This is a genomic window from Embleya sp. AB8 (genome assembly GCF_049739465.1).
Lineage (GTDB): Bacteria > Actinomycetota > Actinomycetes > Streptomycetales > Streptomycetaceae > Embleya.
Map to the genome: position 1 here is coordinate 1 of NZ_JBMHHY010000059.1, position 17,190 is coordinate 17,190.

At 69.6% G+C, this 17,190-nt stretch carries 12 protein-coding genes; 3 read left to right on the plus strand and 9 right to left on the minus strand.

Translation table 11 applies throughout. The features are described from left to right. Positions 1-629: 629 nt before the first annotated feature. The 8 genes from ABIA38_RS44760 to ABIA38_RS44795 form a co-directional block, all read right to left on the minus strand. A complete protein-coding gene (locus tag ABIA38_RS44760) occupies positions 630-1,025 on the minus strand; it encodes an NUDIX domain-containing protein (protein ID WP_424644815.1) in 396 nt (131 codons plus the stop codon). 77 nt (positions 1,026-1,102) lie between these two features. Next, positions 1,103-2,302, minus strand: a complete 1,200-nt coding sequence (locus tag ABIA38_RS44765) for a cytochrome P450 (RefSeq protein WP_424644816.1) — start codon at positions 2,300-2,302, stop codon at positions 1,103-1,105. Positions 2,303-2,400: 98 nt separating this feature from the next. Next, the gene (locus ABIA38_RS44770; RefSeq protein ID WP_424644817.1) at positions 2,401-3,279 is read right to left on the minus strand and encodes a methyltransferase domain-containing protein; all 879 of its coding nucleotides are present in this window, start codon (positions 3,277-3,279) and stop codon (positions 2,401-2,403) included. Positions 3,280-3,336: 57 nt separating this feature from the next. Further along, positions 3,337-4,383, minus strand: coding sequence for an LLM class flavin-dependent oxidoreductase (locus ABIA38_RS44775; RefSeq protein ID WP_424644818.1), 1,047 nt, complete (start codon positions 4,381-4,383; stop codon positions 3,337-3,339). Beyond that, positions 4,287-5,051, minus strand: a complete 765-nt coding sequence (locus ABIA38_RS44780; RefSeq protein WP_424644819.1) for a class I SAM-dependent methyltransferase — start codon at positions 5,049-5,051, stop codon at positions 4,287-4,289. Before ABIA38_RS44780 ends, ABIA38_RS44775 begins: the two co-directional genes overlap by 97 nt. A 13-nt stretch (positions 5,052-5,064) precedes the next feature. Then, complete coding sequence (locus tag ABIA38_RS44785) at positions 5,065-11,361, minus strand: amino acid adenylation domain-containing protein (protein WP_424644820.1); 6,297 nt, start codon at positions 11,359-11,361, stop codon at positions 5,065-5,067. A 69-nt stretch (positions 11,362-11,430) separates the two neighbouring features. Continuing rightward, positions 11,431-12,237: a phytanoyl-CoA dioxygenase family protein gene (locus ABIA38_RS44790; protein WP_424644821.1), complete on the minus strand. Its 807-nt coding sequence runs from the start codon at positions 12,235-12,237 to the stop codon at positions 11,431-11,433. Positions 12,238-12,256: 19 nt separating this feature from the next. Further along, positions 12,257-12,529, minus strand: coding sequence for a hypothetical protein (locus ABIA38_RS44795; protein ID WP_424644822.1), 273 nt, complete (start codon positions 12,527-12,529; stop codon positions 12,257-12,259). A gap of 957 nt (positions 12,530-13,486) precedes the next feature. On the opposite strand from ABIA38_RS44795, the gene ABIA38_RS44800 reads away from it, so the two are divergent. After that, complete coding sequence (locus ABIA38_RS44800; protein ID WP_424644826.1) at positions 13,487-14,110, plus strand: transposase family protein; 624 nt, start codon at positions 13,487-13,489, stop codon at positions 14,108-14,110. Continuing rightward, positions 14,062-14,757 (plus strand): transposase, encoded by a 696-nt coding sequence (locus ABIA38_RS44805; RefSeq protein ID WP_424644823.1) that lies wholly within the window; start codon positions 14,062-14,064, stop codon positions 14,755-14,757. The genes ABIA38_RS44800 and ABIA38_RS44805 overlap by 49 nt, the downstream gene beginning before the upstream one ends. Positions 14,758-15,396: 639 nt before the next feature. Here the strand turns inward: ABIA38_RS44805 and ABIA38_RS44810 are convergent. Then, positions 15,397-16,272 carry an aldo/keto reductase gene (locus ABIA38_RS44810; protein WP_424644824.1) on the minus strand — a complete coding sequence of 292 codons (876 nt, stop codon included), beginning with the start codon at positions 16,270-16,272 and terminating at the stop codon, positions 15,397-15,399. A gap of 186 nt (positions 16,273-16,458) precedes the next feature. Between ABIA38_RS44810 and ABIA38_RS44815 the strand changes: the two genes are divergently transcribed. Continuing rightward, on the plus strand, positions 16,459-17,190 hold a 732-nt coding region (locus ABIA38_RS44815), incomplete at its 3' end, for an IS701 family transposase (RefSeq protein WP_424644825.1).

Genomic DNA, 17,190 nt, shown 5'->3' on the forward strand with positions numbered 1-17,190 from the left:
CGCACGCCACTGGAAGTCCTGAACGAGCACAGGCAACTCGGACTGGCGGCGTAAACGACCGAAGCGAACGTGTCCGGAAAATGCAGGGCCCCTCAGTTCCTGGCTGCCGGGGAGCAGCCGGACGAGATGCTCCTCTCCGACTCCTACCACTTCCTGGTCCGCGTGCTCCACGCCCCACCCGCGCACGACAGCCGCGTCCTGGACCTGCTCGCCACCCCCCGCCCCCAGCGGCGGCTCCCGACTCCCCACAGGCCCGGGTACCGACCCGAAGACCACGACCCCCGACGGCAAACCATCCACCATGGACCGAACCGGCCCCGCCCCCCGGGCCGAATCGGCCGAACCGGCGGCAGCCCGAGCACAAGCACACCAACAGCCGACACGAGAAGGGCCGACCACAGGTGATCGCCGCATCACATCAAGATCGGCATCCTCGAGGCAACCCCATCCTCCGTCACGGGTTTTCCCAACGGAACCGAACACCCGTCCCAGATCCTGCCAAGCCACAAGCCACAAGCCAGACAACGTCGAACAAGACAGCAAAGCAAAACCCAGGCCACACACCCAAGATCCAAAATCCCGGATCCCGCAAACGCAATGATCAACACATGATCGATCGACAAGATCCTTCAAAGCAGCCGGGGCGGAACAATCCACATCGGGTGGGGTCGTTCGGTGTCGACGGCGTCGACAGTGGCAAGTCGGGCGCGGAGGCGGGTGGGGATGCCGACGCGGTGGATCGGGTGGAGTTTGCGTACGTGTGCGGTGGGGCGGGTGGGCAACCGGTCCTGGATCCGGCACGGTTCGGGTGGTTCGACGGCGTCGTCGAGGTCGAGGGCGAGTTCTTCCTCGAGTTCCCGGGCGAGGGCTCGGTCGAGGTCTTCGTGGGGGTCGACGTTCCCGCCCTGGACGCTGTAGCGGTCGCCCTTGGCGCGGCGGCGGTGCACGAGGCGGATGTCGTGACCGGCGAAGACGACGGCGGCGACGCGGAGTCCGACGGCGGCGCGGGTGTGGCACGTCGGCAACCGTGGTTCGCGGGCGGTCGGGGCTTGGATGGCGACCGCCCGGTCGACGATCTCGTCATCGGCGAGGTCAGGTCGGGTCAGGTCAGCGTCACCGGCAGGGTCACCGGTCCGCGCATCAGGCTGCCGTCGCGCCAGCGCAGTTCTTCCGCCGGGACGGCCAGTCGCGCCGCGGGGAAGCGTCGGGTCAGCTCGCGGAGGGCTATCCGCATCTCCGTGCGGGCGAGTTGGGCGCCCACGCAGAAGTGGCGCCCGATGCCGAAGGAGAGGTGGCGGCCGGCGTCGGGGCGTTGCAGGTCCAGTCGGTCGGGGGCGGTGAAGGCGTCCGGGTCGCGGTTGGCCACGTGCTGGAGCGCGACCACGCCCTCGCCGGCCCGCACGGTCCAGCCGCCGAGTTCGGTGTCCCGGGTCGCGACGCGCATCATGGTGCCGGTGGGGATCAGGATCAGGCAGCGCAGCAGTTCCTCCACCGCGTTGTCGACCAACTCGGGTCGGCGGCAGAGCAGTTCGTATTGATCGCGTTCGGTCAGCAGGGTGATGAGCGAGTTGGCGAGTTGTTGGACGGTGGTGTCGATGCCGGCCCCGAGCACCATCACCAGGTTGTTGGCCACCTCGTCCGGGGTCAACTCGCCCGTCTCCTCGGCGAGTCTGGTCAGTTCGCTGGTCAGGTCGGGGCCCGGCCGCGCCCGCTTTCGGACGATCAGTTCACGCATGTAGGCGTGGAAGAGGCCGAACGCCTCGATGACCTCGTCGGGGTTCTCGGTGGAGTCCAGCATCTCGGACCATCGGCCGAAGCGTTCCTGGTCCTGGTACGGGACGCCGAACAGCCGGCACATCACCCGGGCCGGCAGGGGCGCGGTGAACATCGTGACCAGGTCGACCGGTTGCGGGAGGCCGGCGATGGTGTCGAGGAGGTCGTGCACCACGTCCGTGATCCACGGGCGCATCCCCTCGACCGTCTTGGGGGTGAACGCCCGCATGATCAGTCGTTGGGTGCGAACGTGTTCCTCACCGTCCAGGCTGCTCAGCATGGCGGGCAGAGCGAGTCCCTCGGCGGAGCGGGGGGAGTCCGGCCGGGTCGCCGCCGCTCGGCTGAAGACGGGGTCCGTCATCACCTGACGGGCCAGCCGATAGCTGAGCGCCACCCAGATCGTGGTCCCGTCGGCGAGCCGGGCGCGGACGACACCGCCCTGGCTGCGGAACCGTTCCCCGACCAGGTCCCGATCCGATTCGGCGGGGCCGGTGAGCGGGAAACGGGGATGCACGGTGGGCAGTTCCATGCCCGACTCCTGTCGTGAGGTGGTCTGTCGAGCGGCGTGCACCACGGCCTGCCGGACCTTGGGCGGGGTTGCGCGGGACCGCGGCGCCGGCGCGGCGGTCAGCCCTCGGGCTTGACGAGCAACAGCAGGTAGTAGTCCAGATGCTCGCGGCTGAACGTGCGGAAGTGCTCCACCAGTGGATCGGCGTAGGCGACCGCCTCGCTGCCGTGGCGTTGCTCGATCTCGTCTCGCCGGTCCCTGAACAGGACGTGGAGCATCTCGCCGAGTACCGCGATGTTGGGGGTCATGTTCTGTACGCGCGCGATCCGAAAGCCTGCTTCCTGGATCTGGCCGAGCAGTGTCGGGAAGGGCGTGGGTGGCGGGCTGGTCCACAGTCGGGCGAAGGAGTCCAGTGCGCTGTGGTCGGGCGTGCCGCGCAGGGCGAACTCGGTGAGCAGGAAGCGTCCGCCGGGGCGCAGTACGCGCAGGGTCTCGCGCAGTCCTGCGGGGCGGTCGCACAGGTGGGGGAAGCAGTCGATGGACCAGGCGGCGTCGTAGGAGGCGTCCGGGTGGTCGAGTTCCATCACGTTGCCGTAGGTGAACTCGACGCGGTCCGCGAGGCCGGAGTCGGCCAGTCGCTCGTCGCAGCGGGCGAGTTGGCTTTTGCTGACGTTGATTCCGGTGACCCGGGCGCCGGTGCGCCGGGCCAGGCGGATGGCGGGGCCGCCGGTGCCGCATCCGATGTCGAGGAGGTGGTCGTTCGGGGTCAGGGCGATGTTGTCGATCAGGAACTCGGTCTGCCGGTCCTGGGCGAGGTCGGCGAGGCCCAGCAGGGTGGTGACCGGCGGGTTTGCGTCGAGCGGGACGAACATGCCGATGTGCACGGCGCTGTCGCCGAGTGCCATCGAGAGCAGGTCGCCGGACCGGTCCCACATGGCGCCGACCTGTTCGGGGGTCGGGGCGTTGAGGTCGGCTGTGTCGTCGGGTGTCTGGGTCATGCGGGTCCTTTCGGTACCGGGCCCGTCGAGGGGCGCGTGGGGGTGTTCCGGGTTTGGTCAGTGCTCCGCGAGTGCTCGGGCCGCGTCGTGGATCACCCGGTCCTGGCCCTGTTGAGGGCTGAGCCAGCACAGTGCGAGTTCGTCGATGCCGGTTTGCGCGTAGTCGTGGACGAGTCGGGGGATGTCGTGGGGTGTGCCGAGGAAGGCGTGCTCGGCGAGCCGACGGCCGGTTTCCGGGTCGGGCTCGGCGAGTCGGTCCCACCGGTCGGGGGCGATGACGCCCGCGCTCAGTGCCCGGGCGATGTCGGGGGGCAGCGTGCTCAGGTAGGGAAGGATCCGTTCGTGGGCCGTGGTGAGGTCGTCGGCGATGCTCACGGCGACGATCGCGCAGATGTGGAAGCTGTGTCGCGGGCGCCCGAGTGTGCGCAGGTGCGATTCGAGGCGGCGCACGGTTTGGGTCAGGTAGCGCCGGGAGGCGCCCGCGCTCAGGGAGACTCCGTCGCCCAGTCGGGCGGCGAGTTCGAGCATCCTGGGTTGGATCGCGCAGATGTCGATGGGGGGTGGGTGGGGCATTCCGGGTGTCTTGAGCGAGAACTCGTCGAACGACCAGCCGGGATGGTCGCCGGTGACGGTCTCGCCGGCGAGGGCGGCGCGGAGTGTGGTGGTGAAGGCGCCGATCGAGGCGAGGGGCTGTCGGGCGCGGAGTCCGATGCTCGCCAGGAGGTCCGGGACGCCGGTGGCGACGGCGACGCGCAGGCGTCCGGGGGCGAGTTGGTCGAGGGTGGACAGGTGCATCGCGGTGATTCCGGGGTGGCGGGAGTAGGGCGTGAGGCCCACCACGCCGACGGTCAGGTTCGGGGTGCTCGTCAGGCAGCGGGCGGCTTGGGTGATGCCGTCGGCGAATCCGATGTGTTCGGCGCACCAGACTCCGTGGAGTCCGTTTTTCGCCGCCTCCTGCACGAGGGAGTCGGTGTCCGCGGCCGGTTCGAAGCCCGACAGGGTGACGCTCAGGCGCATGGTTCCTCCCGGTGGCCGCTCTTTCGGCCCTGCAGGAGGACCGCGTGCGGGCGCGTGACGTATCGGTGCCAGAATTCCTCTCCGCATTCCTCGATCCCCTCGTTCGTGGGTGCCGGGGAGTGCCAGGACAGGTCCGTGAAGCCGGCTCGGCTCAGCGCTTCCTCGTATGTGCGGCGGCTCCAGTAGTAGGAGGTCACGGTGAAGGGCGGACCGACCGAGTGCGCCCGCATCTCCACGACGTCCCCGTCGACCGGTCGCGCCCGACCGTGGAGGGTGAAGCCGTACTCGGTGTACCACTCGGGGTCGGTGGACAGGTCCGGGTTGAGGGTGTAGGTGAGGAAGCGCCCGCCGGGCCGAACGGCGCAGTGGATGGCCCGGCCGGCGGCCCGCAGGAGCTCTCGCGATGGCGTGTAGCCCAGTACGTATGTGGCGGTGACCAGGTCGAATTCGCCGAGCTTGGCGGCTTCGGCGACATCGCCGAGTACGTATTCGATGCCCAGGGGCTCGGCGTGCTCGTGTGCTCTCGCCGTCTGGAGCATGCCGGGCGAGGCGTCCAGTCCGACGACGCGGTGCGCGCCGAGCCGTTTGAACAGCCGCGCGTACGCGCCGGTTCCGCAGCCGATGTCGAGGATGGTCAGTGCGGTCGGGTCGCCCAACGTGTGGAGCAGGCCGGGCGTTTCGAGGAAACGACGGAACGGCAGTTCCCGGGACTGTTCGTATGCGTGCCCCAGGGCCGCGAATTGGTCGGTGTTCATCGCCGGTCTCCGTTCAGGAGTGGTGGCGGCGGGTGAAGAAGCCGGTTTTCGTGAGATGGCCGACGTAGTACGGGAGGAGTTCGGCCACGGGCGGGCAGGTCGGTCCCCCGGCGGATCCGACGTGGCGCCAGGTCCGGCCGCAGCCGAGCACGGGCATGCAATCTTCCAGGTAGAGCTCCAGGATGCTGATGCGCCGGGGTGTCCACAGGTCGGTGAGCACGGGCACGAAGGGGGCGATGGGGGCGTCGGGATGGCGTTTTCCGTAGCTTTCGAGCCGTTCGCCCCATTCGGGGATGGGCAGCGTCCCCACGAGGAATCCGGCCGTGTTGATCCGGTGGACGAATTCCTCCAGGAGTTGATGGTGGGGATTGTTGAGGTGGAAGGCTTCGCCGGCGGCCGGGCGGTGGAGCGACAGGCGGACGATGGACTCGGCGACCACGTCGACCGGGGTGAAGTCCAGCGGGAGGCGGCAGTCGGGCGCGTGTCCCAGGTCGACGAAGGTCTTGAGGAGGGAGCACAGGAAGCCGTTGGTGTTCCAGGCTCCCGTGCGGGAGTGGCCGGTCACGTCGTGCGGGCGGTAGATGCTCAGCGGCATGCCGCGGTTTCCGGCCTCGCGCAGGAGCGCCTCGGAGACCCATTTCGTCTCGGGGTATCCCATGAACAGGTGATCGGGATGGGCCGGCACGTCGTCCTCGTCGACGCGGCGCACTCCGAAGGGGCCCAGGGAGGAGAACACGGCCTGGGACGAGATGTAGTGCACTGCTTTGCCGCGGCCCCGCGCGGCGAGGCGGATGATCTCGCGGGTTCCGTCGACGTTCACGGGCTTGAGCGCGGCATAGGGGTAGAGGAAGTTCACCCGGGCGCCGTTGTGATGGATCGTGTCCACGGTCGTGGCCAGTTGCTCGTAGCGGGCCGGGTCGAGACCGAGGTCGGGCGCACCGAGGTCGCCGCGGATGCCGACGATGCGGGACGTTTCGTGTGCCGACACGGGGATCTCGTAGCGGTCCAGCGCGGCTCGGATCCGGTCGCGGGCCCGGGTGTCGTCGGCGGCCCGGACCAGGCAGTGGATCCGTGCCCCGGTTCGCACGAGGAGTTCCTTGAGGATGTGGCTGCCCATGAATCCGGTGGCGCCGGTGAGCAATATCTCCCGCGGGCGATGCGCGCGGGGGTCGCGGTCGCCGGGGAAGGTGATGTCCGGGTCGAGAAGCACCTCGGCGGCGAAGTCCGGAAGCACCCGGTGTGCCTGGGCGGGTGGCCGGTGGCCCGGTCCTTCCTCCAGGGAGATCTCGCGCAGTTCGCGGGCCATCGCCGCGACGGTGGGTTCCCGGAGCAGTGCCTGCAGCAGCCGAGTGCTGTGTCGCGTGGTCAGGGCGAACTCGCGGACGATCCCGGCGACGAGGGTTGCCGTGAGCAGGGAGGTGCCGCCGATCTCGAAGAAGTCGTCGTGGACGCCGACGTGGTCCACGCCGAGGACTCGGGCGCAGAGTTCGGTGAGTCGCCGTTCGAGGGTGTCGCCGGGGCCGCCGAACGGGGTTCGGACGCCGTGTCGCAGCGGGCGGTCGGCGAGCGCCCGGCGGTCGACCTTGCCGTTCGGGTGGTGGGGCAGGGTTTCGAGTTGGATCAGCAGGTCGGGGACCAGGTGTGGGGGCAGGACCGCGCGGGCGTGCCCGCGCACGGCGGCGCGGTCGAGGACGGTGTTCCCGGCGGCGAGCAGGTAGCCCACCAGGCGGGTGTCGGCGCGGTGTCCGTGGGCGACGACGATCGCGCGGGCGACGTCGGGGTGCCCGGCGAGTGCCGTCTCCACTTCGCCGGGTTCGACGCGATACCCGCGGATCTTGATCTGGTCGTCGGCGCGGCCGGCGAAGTGCAGGCGGCCTTCCGCGTCCCGGCGGGCCAGGTCGCCGGTGCGGTACATCCGCGTTCCGGTCGGGCCGAAGGGGCAGGGCACGAATCGTTGCGCGGTGAGTGCGGGCCGGTTCAGGTATCCCCGGGCCAGCAGCGGGCCCGCGACGTAGAGCTCTCCGATGGCGCCGTCGCGGACCGGCCGGAGCGAGTCGTCCAGCAGGAAGCAGCGCGCGTGGTGCACGGGGCTGCCGATGGGCGCCGCCTCGCCGGCGGTCAGGGGGCCGCTGGTGGTGGCGCACACGGTGGTCTCGGTGGGCCCGTAGGCGTTGATCATGCGGTGGTCGTGGGCCCAGGCGGCGGTCAGGCGTGCGGTGCAGGCCTCGCCGGCGACCGTGAGGTTGATGCCTGCGGGCAGACCGCCTGCGGGGAGGGCGGCCAGGGCGGACGGCGGCAGTGTCAGGTGGGTGATCCGCTGCCCGCGGACCAGTTCCGCCAGGGCGGGGCCGGGCAGCAGCCGGTCGGCGGGGGCGACGACCAGGGCCGCGCCGGACAGGAGCGCCATGCACAGTTCCCAGAAGGAGGCGTCGAAACTGGGCGAGGCGAACTGGAGCACTCGGCGGCCGGGTCCGGCGTCGAGCCGCTCCCGCTGGGTGGCCGCGAGGGCGGCGACGCCGGCGTGGGTGACGACGACGCCTTTGGGCCGGCCGGTGGAGCCGGAGGTGTAGATCACGTAGGCGGGGTGGTCCACCGACGACGGCGCCCGCCGCTCGCGATCGTCCAGGTCCGCGTCCGGAAGTCCCTCCTGCTCGCGGACGGTGGCCGGGTCGTCGAGCAGCAGGCAATGCACACCGTCGGCGCCGGGCATGCGCTCGCGCACCGCGGAAGACGTCACCAGCACGGCCGCGTTCGAGTCGCCGAGCATGAACGCGATCCGCTTCGCCGGGTATTCCGGATCCAGCGGCAGATACGCCGCCCCCGCCTTCAGCACCGCCAGCACCGCGACCACCCACTGCGGCGAGCGCGGCAGGGCGACGGCCACGATGTCCTCCGGCCCGACCCCGCGCGCGAGGAGCGTCCTCGCCAGGCGATTCGCCCGGCCGTTCAGCTCCGCGTAGGTCGACTCCCCCGACGGACCCGCCACCGCGACCGCCGACGGCCCCGCCGCCACCCGAGCCTCGAACAACCGCGGGAACGTCGGTGGCGGGTGTTCGCCGGTGTCGGCGCGCGACGCCGCACGCTCGCCGTGGTGTCGCGCGCCTGCCGTGCCGAGTCGGGCGATCGACTGCCGGGGTTCTGCCTCGGCGGCCGTCAGCAGTCGTTCCAGCTTTTCGATCAGGCGCTCCACGGTGGCCTGTTCGTACAGCTCGGTGCTGTACTCCACGACGCAGCGAATGCCGTTCGCACGACCTCGGGCGTCGTGGTCCTCCCAGAACTCGAAGAGCAGATCGAACGTGGCCGACCCGTGGGGCAAGGGCGTGACGCGGGCCGGTTCGTCCGTGAACCGGACCGTGGGCCACGGGGCGTTCTGCAGCGCGAGGGCGATCCGGAACAGCGGGTTGCGCCCGGCGACCCGGGGCCGTTCGATCGCGTCGACCACGCGTTCGAACGGGGTGTCCTGGTGCTCGAAGGCCTCGAACCCCGTTTCGCGTACCCGGCGCACGACTTCGGCGAAGGTGGGGTCGCCGGACAGGTCCGTGCGCAGCACCAGGGTGTTCACCACGAGGCCGACCAGATCGTCCAGGGCCGGATCGTCCCGGCCGGCGGTCACCGTGCCCAGCACGATGTCGGCCCCGGCGCCTTCGCCGGCCAGCAGCGTGGCGAGGCCGGCGTGCAGGACGGTGAACAAACCGGCCCCGGACGTGCGGCCGAGCGTGATCAGTCTGCGGTGCAGTCGCGCCGGCCAGGTGACGTGGACGGTTGCGCCTCGTCCGTCGGGAAGGGCGGGGCGCGGGTGGTCGGTCGGCAGGCCGGGTTCGGCGGGGAGCCCCCGGAGGGTGTCCCTCCAGTAGGCGAGTCGGCGTGCGGCGGGGCTGTCCGGGTCGTCCTCGCCGGCCGAGGCGTGCGCCTTCCACAGGGTGTAGTCGACGTAGTGGACCGGGAGCGGGGCCCAGGCCGGCGGCTGCCCGGCGCGGCGGGCCCGGTAGGCGGTGGCGAGGTCGCGAAAGAGCGGGGCCACGGACCACCCGTCGCAGGCGATGTGATGCACCACCAGCAGCAGTACCGACTCCTGCGGCCCGATCCGGAAGAGGTCGGCCCGGATCGGCAGGTCTGCGGCCAGATCGAAAGTCGGGGCGATCCGATCCCGGACCCGGGCGTCGACCTCGTCGGCCGGCACCACGTGCACGCGCAGGTCGCAGCGCACGGTGTCGGCGGGCAGGACGGTCTGGCGCGGCGTACCCCCGATCACGGGGAAGACCGTGCGCAGGCTCTCGTGCCGGGCGACGACGTCGGCGAGCGCGTCCTGCAGTGCCCGCGGGTCGATGTCGCCGCGCAGGTTCACCCGAAGCGGGACGTGACAGCCGGTGCCGGCCCGGCCCGCCCGCTCGACCTGCCACATTCCGAACTGCCCTGCGGACAGCGGCAGTACGGCGGGCCTGGGCCCGGCCGCCAGAGCCGGACGCAATGAGGAGGGCGGGCCGGCGGCGGAGCGTCGCACGGCGTCGGCGAGCGCGGCCACCGACGTCGACTCGAAGATCGTCCGTACCGCGAGGTCGATCCCCAGCAGGGTGCGCAGCCGGTAGAGGAGCCGCATCGCCGGCAGCGAGGTGCCGCCGGAGTCGAAGAAGTCGTCGTCCACGCCCACCCGTTCCACGCCCAGGACCTGCGCCCAGACGTCGGCGATCCGCCGTTGCAGGTCGTCGCGGGGTTCGGCGAGGCGCTGTTCGGTGTCGCGTCGCAGGACTCGGCCGGCGAGTTCCTTGCGGTCGATCTTGCCGATCGGGTCCAGCGGGAGGAACTCGAGCCGCACCAGCGCCGAGGGCACCATGTGCTCGGGCAGGGCGTCCGCGAGGTCACGGCGCAAGGTCGCGACGTCGACGTCGGCGCCCGTCATCGGCGTGACGTAACCGATCAGCCTTCTGTCGTCCGACGATTGGCCGTGGGCGACCACGACGGCCTGGGAGACGTCGGGGCAGCGAAGGATCGCCGCTTCCACCTCACCGGGTTCGACCCGGAAGCCGCCGACCTTGACCTGTTCGTCGGCCCGGCCGAGGAACTCCAGCTCGCCGGCGGTGTTCAGCCGCGCCAGGTCGCCGGTGCGGAACATCCGCGCACCGGGTGCCCCGAAGGGGCAGGGCACGAACCGGGTCGCGGTCAGGCCGGGACGGTTCAGGTAGCCGCGGGCGACGCCGACGCCCGCGATGTAGAGCTCTCCGGCGGCGCCGGTCGGGACGGGTCGCAGAGCCCGGTCCAGCACGTGGACGGCCATCGCGTCCAGGGCGCGGCCGATCGGTACGTTGTCCGGTACCGGCGCGTGTTCGGGCACCCGGAAGTGCGTGGCGATGACGGTTGCCTCGGTCGGCCCGTAGACGTTGGCGAGGGTGATGCCGGGACATGCCCGCCTGACCCGTTCCAGCGCGGATCGAGAGCAGACGTCCGCGCCGATCAGGACTTCCCGCAGGCCGCGGAACGCCTCGGGTCGCTGTTCCGCCATCAGGTTGAACAACGGCGCCGTGACCAGCACCAGGGAGATGTCGTGTGCGGCGACCAGACTCTCCAGTTCCTCCGCCGCCAACCACGGTGGGGCGACGACGACGGTGCCGGCGTTGAGGAGGGGAACCCACAGCTCGTGTGTGGACGCGTCGGCGGCCAACGGCGAGTGGGCGCTCATTCTGCCGCGCCCGGGAGTGGCGTACCGGCTGTCCCGGGCCAGGGCGGCGACGTCGGCGTGGGTGACGACGACGCCTTTGGGCCGGCCGGTGGAGCCGGAGGTGTAGATCACGTAGGCGGGGTGGTCCACCGACGACGGCGCCCGCCGCTCGCGATCGTCCAGGTCCGCGTCCGAGTACCCGTCCTGCTCACGGATCATGGTCGGATCGTCCAGCAGCAGGCACTGCACACCGTCGGCGCCGGGCATGCGCTCGCGCACCGCGGAAGACGTCACCAGCACGGCCGCGTTCGAGTCGCCGAGCATGAACGCGATCCGCTCCGCCGGGTATTCCGGATCCAGCGGCAGATACGCCGCCCCCGCCTTGACCACCGCCAGTGCGGCGACCACCCACTGTGGCGAATGGGTCAGGGCGACGGCCACGATGCTCTCCGGCCCCGCCCCGCGCGAAACCAGCATCCTCGCCAGGCGATTCGCTCGAGCGTTCAGCTCCGCGTAGGTCGACTCCCCCGACGGGCCCGCCACCGCGACCGCCGACGGCCCCGCCGCCACCCGAGCCTCGAACAACCGGGCCAGCGTGGATCTCCCGCTTTCGTGGGGCGCGCGCGATACAGGGACCACGAGGGGGACTCCATTCACCTGAGCCGGATCGGAGGTGCGCGGGCCGTACGGCTGTGCACGGAACCGACCGATGGCCGGCGGACGCAGTCAGCCGGCCCGCACCGGGCCTGTCAGGACTGCCAGCGGGGTGGCGGCCGGGCGGCCCACCAGGTGCTCCGGCCTGGGGTTACGCCGCCGCTGCGGCGCGTTGTCGATTGGATTGTAGGTGGCGATAAGGAGCCTTCGGGAAAACGGGGAGATATTCGGCGCCGATCCGTGCACGGTCTCCGGATGAAAGAGGACGAGCGACCCCGCATTCCCCTTGGCGCTCACCATCTCGTGTTTCTCGACGAGATTCTTCAGGTAACGGGGCGGCACCGAGTAGTCGTTCGGATCGACGTGGTCGCGCGCTGTTCGTCCGGACGTTTCGTCGTCCGGCCCGATCTCCAGGGTGCCCAGGCGATGTGATCCGCGCAAAAAGACCACGGGGCCGTTGAACTCGGTCATGTCGTCGAGGAACAGAGCGATATTGATCGCCCGAGGACGGGGCATGTCGTCCACGTCCCGCCACACGATGAAGTCCTGGTGCCAGGACCAGCTCTCCCCGCCGAACGCCTGTTTCACGTTGACCTTCAGCTGGTGCAGGTAGAGCGCCTCGCCCGCCAGCCGACGGGCCGGCAGGAGCAGGCGATCGAGGCACACGAGCCTCCGGAAGACTGGATGCCGCAGGTGGGGGGCGTACAGGGCGCGCAGCGTACGGCCGTCCGCTTCGTGTACGACGCAGGGCCCGCCGGCGGAGCAGTCCTGGGTGAGCGCCGCGCACAGGATCTCGATCTCGTCGGGCGAGAAGCGATTCCCCAGGAAGACGAACCCGTCACTGTCGTACCGGGCAAGCTGATCTTCGGTAAGGTTCACTGGTACCCCCGGAAAAAGATCACTGAGTGATATCCGGGCAGGTTGATTCAGGGTCGCGCAATATCAACTTCACGATCGGCTCCATTGCGACACAACGCGCTTCGACGACCGTCCGCATTGTCGATCCGGCCTGACCGACCGGGGTCCGCATATCCTTCAGGCGATCTTGAACGATTCCCTGTATTGGACTCTGCCGGCGCCCGGAGGGAATGTCAACGAGGGTATCCATCGAGGATTCGACGATCCTGCCCGCGGCGCGGAAGATCCTTTCACCGGCCGCGAAGGTATGCACTTCGGCCAGATCATGAAAAACCCCAAGTCGCGGGCGCTTCGCTCCAGTTTCGTCCTGTCGAATGACGCCGGCGGAGGTGGAGAGTCACCCCGCTTGCATGGGCCCCAGCCACTGCGCGACGCGAGGTGCCGTGTCGTTCGACGGCGGGCGGGAGCGAGCGGGGATGCCTCCGAGGCTCCCGTACTCGTGACGGGGGCGCGGAGCCCCGCGGTGCGACCCGTTCCGCGCGCGCGACGACCGCCCGCCGGGCGCCCCTATCCGACGCCGACGAGCAAGCGATGCACCACGCCCTGTGCGCCGTCGCCCGAGGCTTCGCCGCCGCGACACTGAAGGCCCTCGCCCGAGGCGGGGAACTCGCACTGTCCACCGAGCAAAGGCCCGCATGGACGACCTGATGATCGAACTCGACACGAGAACCGTCGACATCCTCGGAAACGCCTGAACGCCTACGCTCCCCCACGCCGCCGGGGGTGGAAGCGGGGCGCGCCGGCTGCCGGCCTCGCCCACGGCGAGGCCGGTGCGGCCAGACGGGGACCGGGGCAGGATCGGTGCCGGATGCGATTGGGGCGCGTCGAGGTCGGCGAGGTCGGGGTGGTCCCGCGACTCCTGCGCGCGCCCGGTCCTGGATGTCCGCCTTGCGTGCGCGACGCGTTCCTGACCCCAGCTCCTCGCCGACACCGTACGAGGCACCCGGGATCCGGCGCGACCAACCCGGGACGCCAACCGCCGGCTCTGCTCACGAGAACCGGTTCTGGCTCAGGTTCTGTGGACCGCGCACGCTGAGTCACGACCGTGGGTCGTCCGTGCCTGGGGAAGTTGCCCGAGAATGGCCTGTGGCCGGGTTGGTACGGCTGACAGTTCGGTGTTGTGGATGAGATCTTGCTCCGACCGGCGGAGCTGCTGTTTCCCTCGATCGTGAACGTCGCGGTGTTGTCGATCGACGCGGACGACGAAGCCGTGCAAGTCGAGGCCCGGTGCACGACGACCGGTGCCTCGTGCCCTGTATGTGGAACCTGGTCGAACCGTGTTCACGGTTCCTACCTGCGGTTTCCCACGGATCTGCCAAGCGGAGGACGGCAGTTGGTGGTGCGCTTACGCGTTCGCCGGTTCGTCTGCCGCGACGAGTCGTGCGCGCGAAAGACGTTCGTCGAGCAGATACCGATGTTGACTCGTCGTCACGGTCAACGGACCGAACGTCTGCAGAAGGTGTTGGCCGAGGTCGGTCTCGTGCTCGCCGGGCGGGCCGGGTCCCGTCTGGCGGGTGTCTTCGGGGTTTCGGTGAGTCGCAGTACGGTCCTGCGGTTCGTCGATGCCCTGCCCGAGCCGGTCGTCACCTCTGGCACAACCTCGGCCAAGCCGCGGAACGAAGCGTCGCGGACCACCGCGGATGCCTTCGTGTCCTGGTCCCGGACGTGCCCCACACCGGTCCGGAACCGGAGCGGGCCGAAGCCGATCCGTCGGGCTCGCCGTGGCCCACCGGCCACCGGTTCGCCGACCGGACCCGGGCCAACCACGCCAAGGTGCACGCGCTGTTGGCCACCGGCAACAGCCGCCGCGCGATCGAGAGACAACTGCGGATGACCAGTCGCACCGTGAGGCTCCTCGCCGACGCGGCCGTCCCGGAAGACCTCTTCCGGGGACAGTGGCAGGGCCGACCGTCCGGGCTCGACGCCTACAAGCCCTACCTGGACGACCGTTGGAACCAGGGATGCACCAACGCGTGGAGGCTGTGGGAAGAGATCGTGCCACTCGGCTACCGAGGCAGCTACCAGCGCGTCCGCGCATACTTTCGCACCAAGCGTCTCTCGCCGGACTCGCCGGCTGCGACCTCGACTCCGCCGTCCCCTCGCAAGGTTGCCGGATGGATCCTCCGCCACCCCGACTCCCTCGACGAGACCGAACACCTCCGACTGAAAGCCGTTCCGGCCAACTGCCCGGAACTCGACGCCCTCACCGGCCACGTCCACGTCTTCGCGCGAATGCTCACCGAACGCCGAGGCGAAGAACTCCCGGACTGGCTCGACGCAGTCCGCCGCGACGACCTTCCCGCCCTCCACACCCTGGCCGCAGGCATCAATCGTGACCGCGACGCGGTCATCGCCGGGCTGACCCTGCCCTGGAACTCCGGCGTCGTCGAAGGACACGTCAATCGCATCAAGATGCTCAAACGCCAGATGTTCGGCCGCGCGGGATTCGCACTGCTCGGAAAGCGGGTCCTGCCGGCCTGATCGCAAACGGAGTTCCGGGGCAACCTCGGGCTCACAACTCGTTCCCTGGATCCCATGGATCGCTGGAAGACTCGGTTCATGCAGCGATTCTCCGCAAGCCCCGGCAGCCTGAACGGCCCGGTCACACTCGTCGACGAGCAAGGGATCCACTGGGTGCTCCACCGCAAGCGCCTGGACGTGCACGTCATCCGTCGGCTCGTCAAGGACCGGGCCACGCTCGTTATATGGGGGACATGGGTGGAATCAGTCCCCGGAACTTGCCGGAGGCCGAACGCCCCGCACTCTGGGGTCGGATCAAAGGCGAGTACCAAGGCCCGGGCGGAGTGGGGACGATGGGCCGCTACTTGGCACACGAGTTCCGAGCCGAGCCCAATCGCCGCATGCTCTACGTCGAAGACCAGTGCTGACCGCGCCACGTGCCGCTCTCGAGCTGACGGAAAGTCACTAACCACAGAACCTGAGCCAGAACCCGAGAACCGACAGCAGTTATTCACGAGTTTGAGCAGCAGTCGATCTCACGAGAAGAATTCGAACGGACCATGGCTTCGGACAACGTGGGCTCCCTGCCGAGTGGGCAGGGAGCGCACAGACGTACGAGGTGAATCCCCTGCTTTTGCGCGTGCGGAGCTCCTGGATGGGTCAGGCTTCGGGGATGTCGCGGCCGAAGGCGTCCAGAGTGACGGCGGTAGGTTCGGGGCCGCCGCGGGTGCCGGTGTCGAGGGTGTCGAGGGCTTCGAGTTCGGCGGGGGTGAGCTGGAAGTCGAAGACGTCGAAGTTCTCGGCGATGCGCTGGGAGCGGACGGACTTGGGGATGGCGTTGCGGCCCTGCTGGAGGTGCCAGCGGAGCATGACCTGGGCGGGGGTCTTGCCGTGGGCGGTGGCGATGGCGGTGATGGCGGGGTCGTCGAAGGTGCCGGTGCCGGTGCCGCGGTAGCTGGTGATGCCGCCGATGGGGGACCACGCCTGGGTGAGGATGCCGTGGGCGGTGTCGGCGGCCTGGACCGCAGGCTGAGTGAAGTAGGGGTGGACCTCCACCTGGTTGACGGCCGGGACCACGGACGCCTGCTTGAGGAGCTGGTCGAGGTGGTCGGGCATGAAGTTGCTGACGCCGATGGCGCGCACCCGGCCGTCAGCGAGCAGGGTCTCCAGTGCGCGGTAGGCGTCCTGGGTGAGGTCGAAGCGGCTGGGCAGGGCCTGGTGCAGGATGAACAGGTCGATCTGCTCGACGCCGAGCTTGCCGGCGCTCTTGTCGAAGGCGTGCAGGGTCCGGTCGTAGCCGTAGTCGCTGATCCAGACCTTGGTCTCGATGAAGACCTCGTCGCGTGGCAGGCCGGAGTTGCGGATGGCGTTGCCGACCTCGCGTTCGTTGGCGTAGGCGGCGGCGGTGTCGATGAGCCGGTAGCCGGTCTCCAGCGCGGAGGTGACGGCCTGTTCGGTGACGTCGGGGGGTGTCTGGAAGACGCCGAAGCCGAGGGCGGGCATGGTCACGCCGTTGTTCAGGGTCAGGTGCTGCACGGGATGCTCATCATCAGATCAAGTGCGGTTGCAGTACTAGTACTCCAGCAGCACTTCGGTATCTGTGCAGGTCAGAGCCTTGATTTGCCTCTCGATTGTACTCGTTCTCGGCTTACCCTTCGGAGTGGATTGCGTTTTCCGGACCGTGTGCCGTGACGTGGTCGCGTGTCTCGCGTTGGTTCGGTCATGACGGGGATCGAGGTCGTGGAGCCGTGGTCGGCCGAGTTGGAGTCGTTGCTCTCGCGAGTGGGACACCGGTTCGGTCGGCGGGAGCCGCGGCAGCGGATGCGGGACTACGTGCGTGGCCTGTTGGGGCCGGTCGGTCGCAAGAACGGGTGGCAGCTCGCCGAGTACGCGGGTCACACGACACCCGACGGGATCCAACGGTTGTTGGCGTCCACGTCATGGGATCCGGACGAACTTCGGGACGATGTGCGGGAGTTCGTCGCGGAACGGCTCGGCGAGCCGGACGGGGTTCTGATCGTCGACGACACGGGTTTCGTCAAGAAGGGCGTCACGTCGGCCGGCGTCGGAAGGCAGTACACCGGCACGTCCGGGAAGATCGACAATTGTCAGATCGGTGTGTTCGCCGCCTACGCGTCTCGTCGGGGCCGAGCGTTGGTCGACCGTGAGCTCTATCTGCCGAAGTCGTGGACGGACGATCGGGATCGGTGCGAGGCGGCGGGGATTCCCGCCGACCGGGTCTTCGCGACCAAACCGGAGATCGCCCGCGTCATGGTCGGGCGGGCCTTGGCCGCGGGGATGCCGGTGGGCTGGGTCGCGGCCGACGAGGCGTTCGGTCAGGATTTCAAGTTCCGACGTTTGAGGGGCCCTGCATTTTCCGGACACGTTCGCTTCGGTCGTTTACGCCGCCAGTCCGAGTTGCCTGTGCTCGTTCAGGACTTCCAGTGGCGTGCG

Excerpts from the sequence above, each read along its gene's own strand:
- ABIA38_RS44770 (WP_424644817.1), bottom strand. The coding sequence starts at position 3,279 with ATGACCCAGACACCCGACGACACAGCCGACCTCAACGCCCCGACCCCC.
- ABIA38_RS44765 (WP_424644816.1), bottom strand. The coding sequence starts at position 2,302 with ATGGAACTGCCCACCGTGCATCCCCGTTTCCCGCTCACCGGCCCCGCC.
- ABIA38_RS44780 (WP_424644819.1), bottom strand. The coding sequence starts at position 5,051 with ATGAACACCGACCAATTCGCGGCCCTGGGGCACGCATACGAACAGTCC.
- ABIA38_RS44775 (WP_424644818.1), bottom strand. The coding sequence starts at position 4,383 with ATGCGGAGAGGAATTCTGGCACCGATACGTCACGCGCCCGCACGCGGT.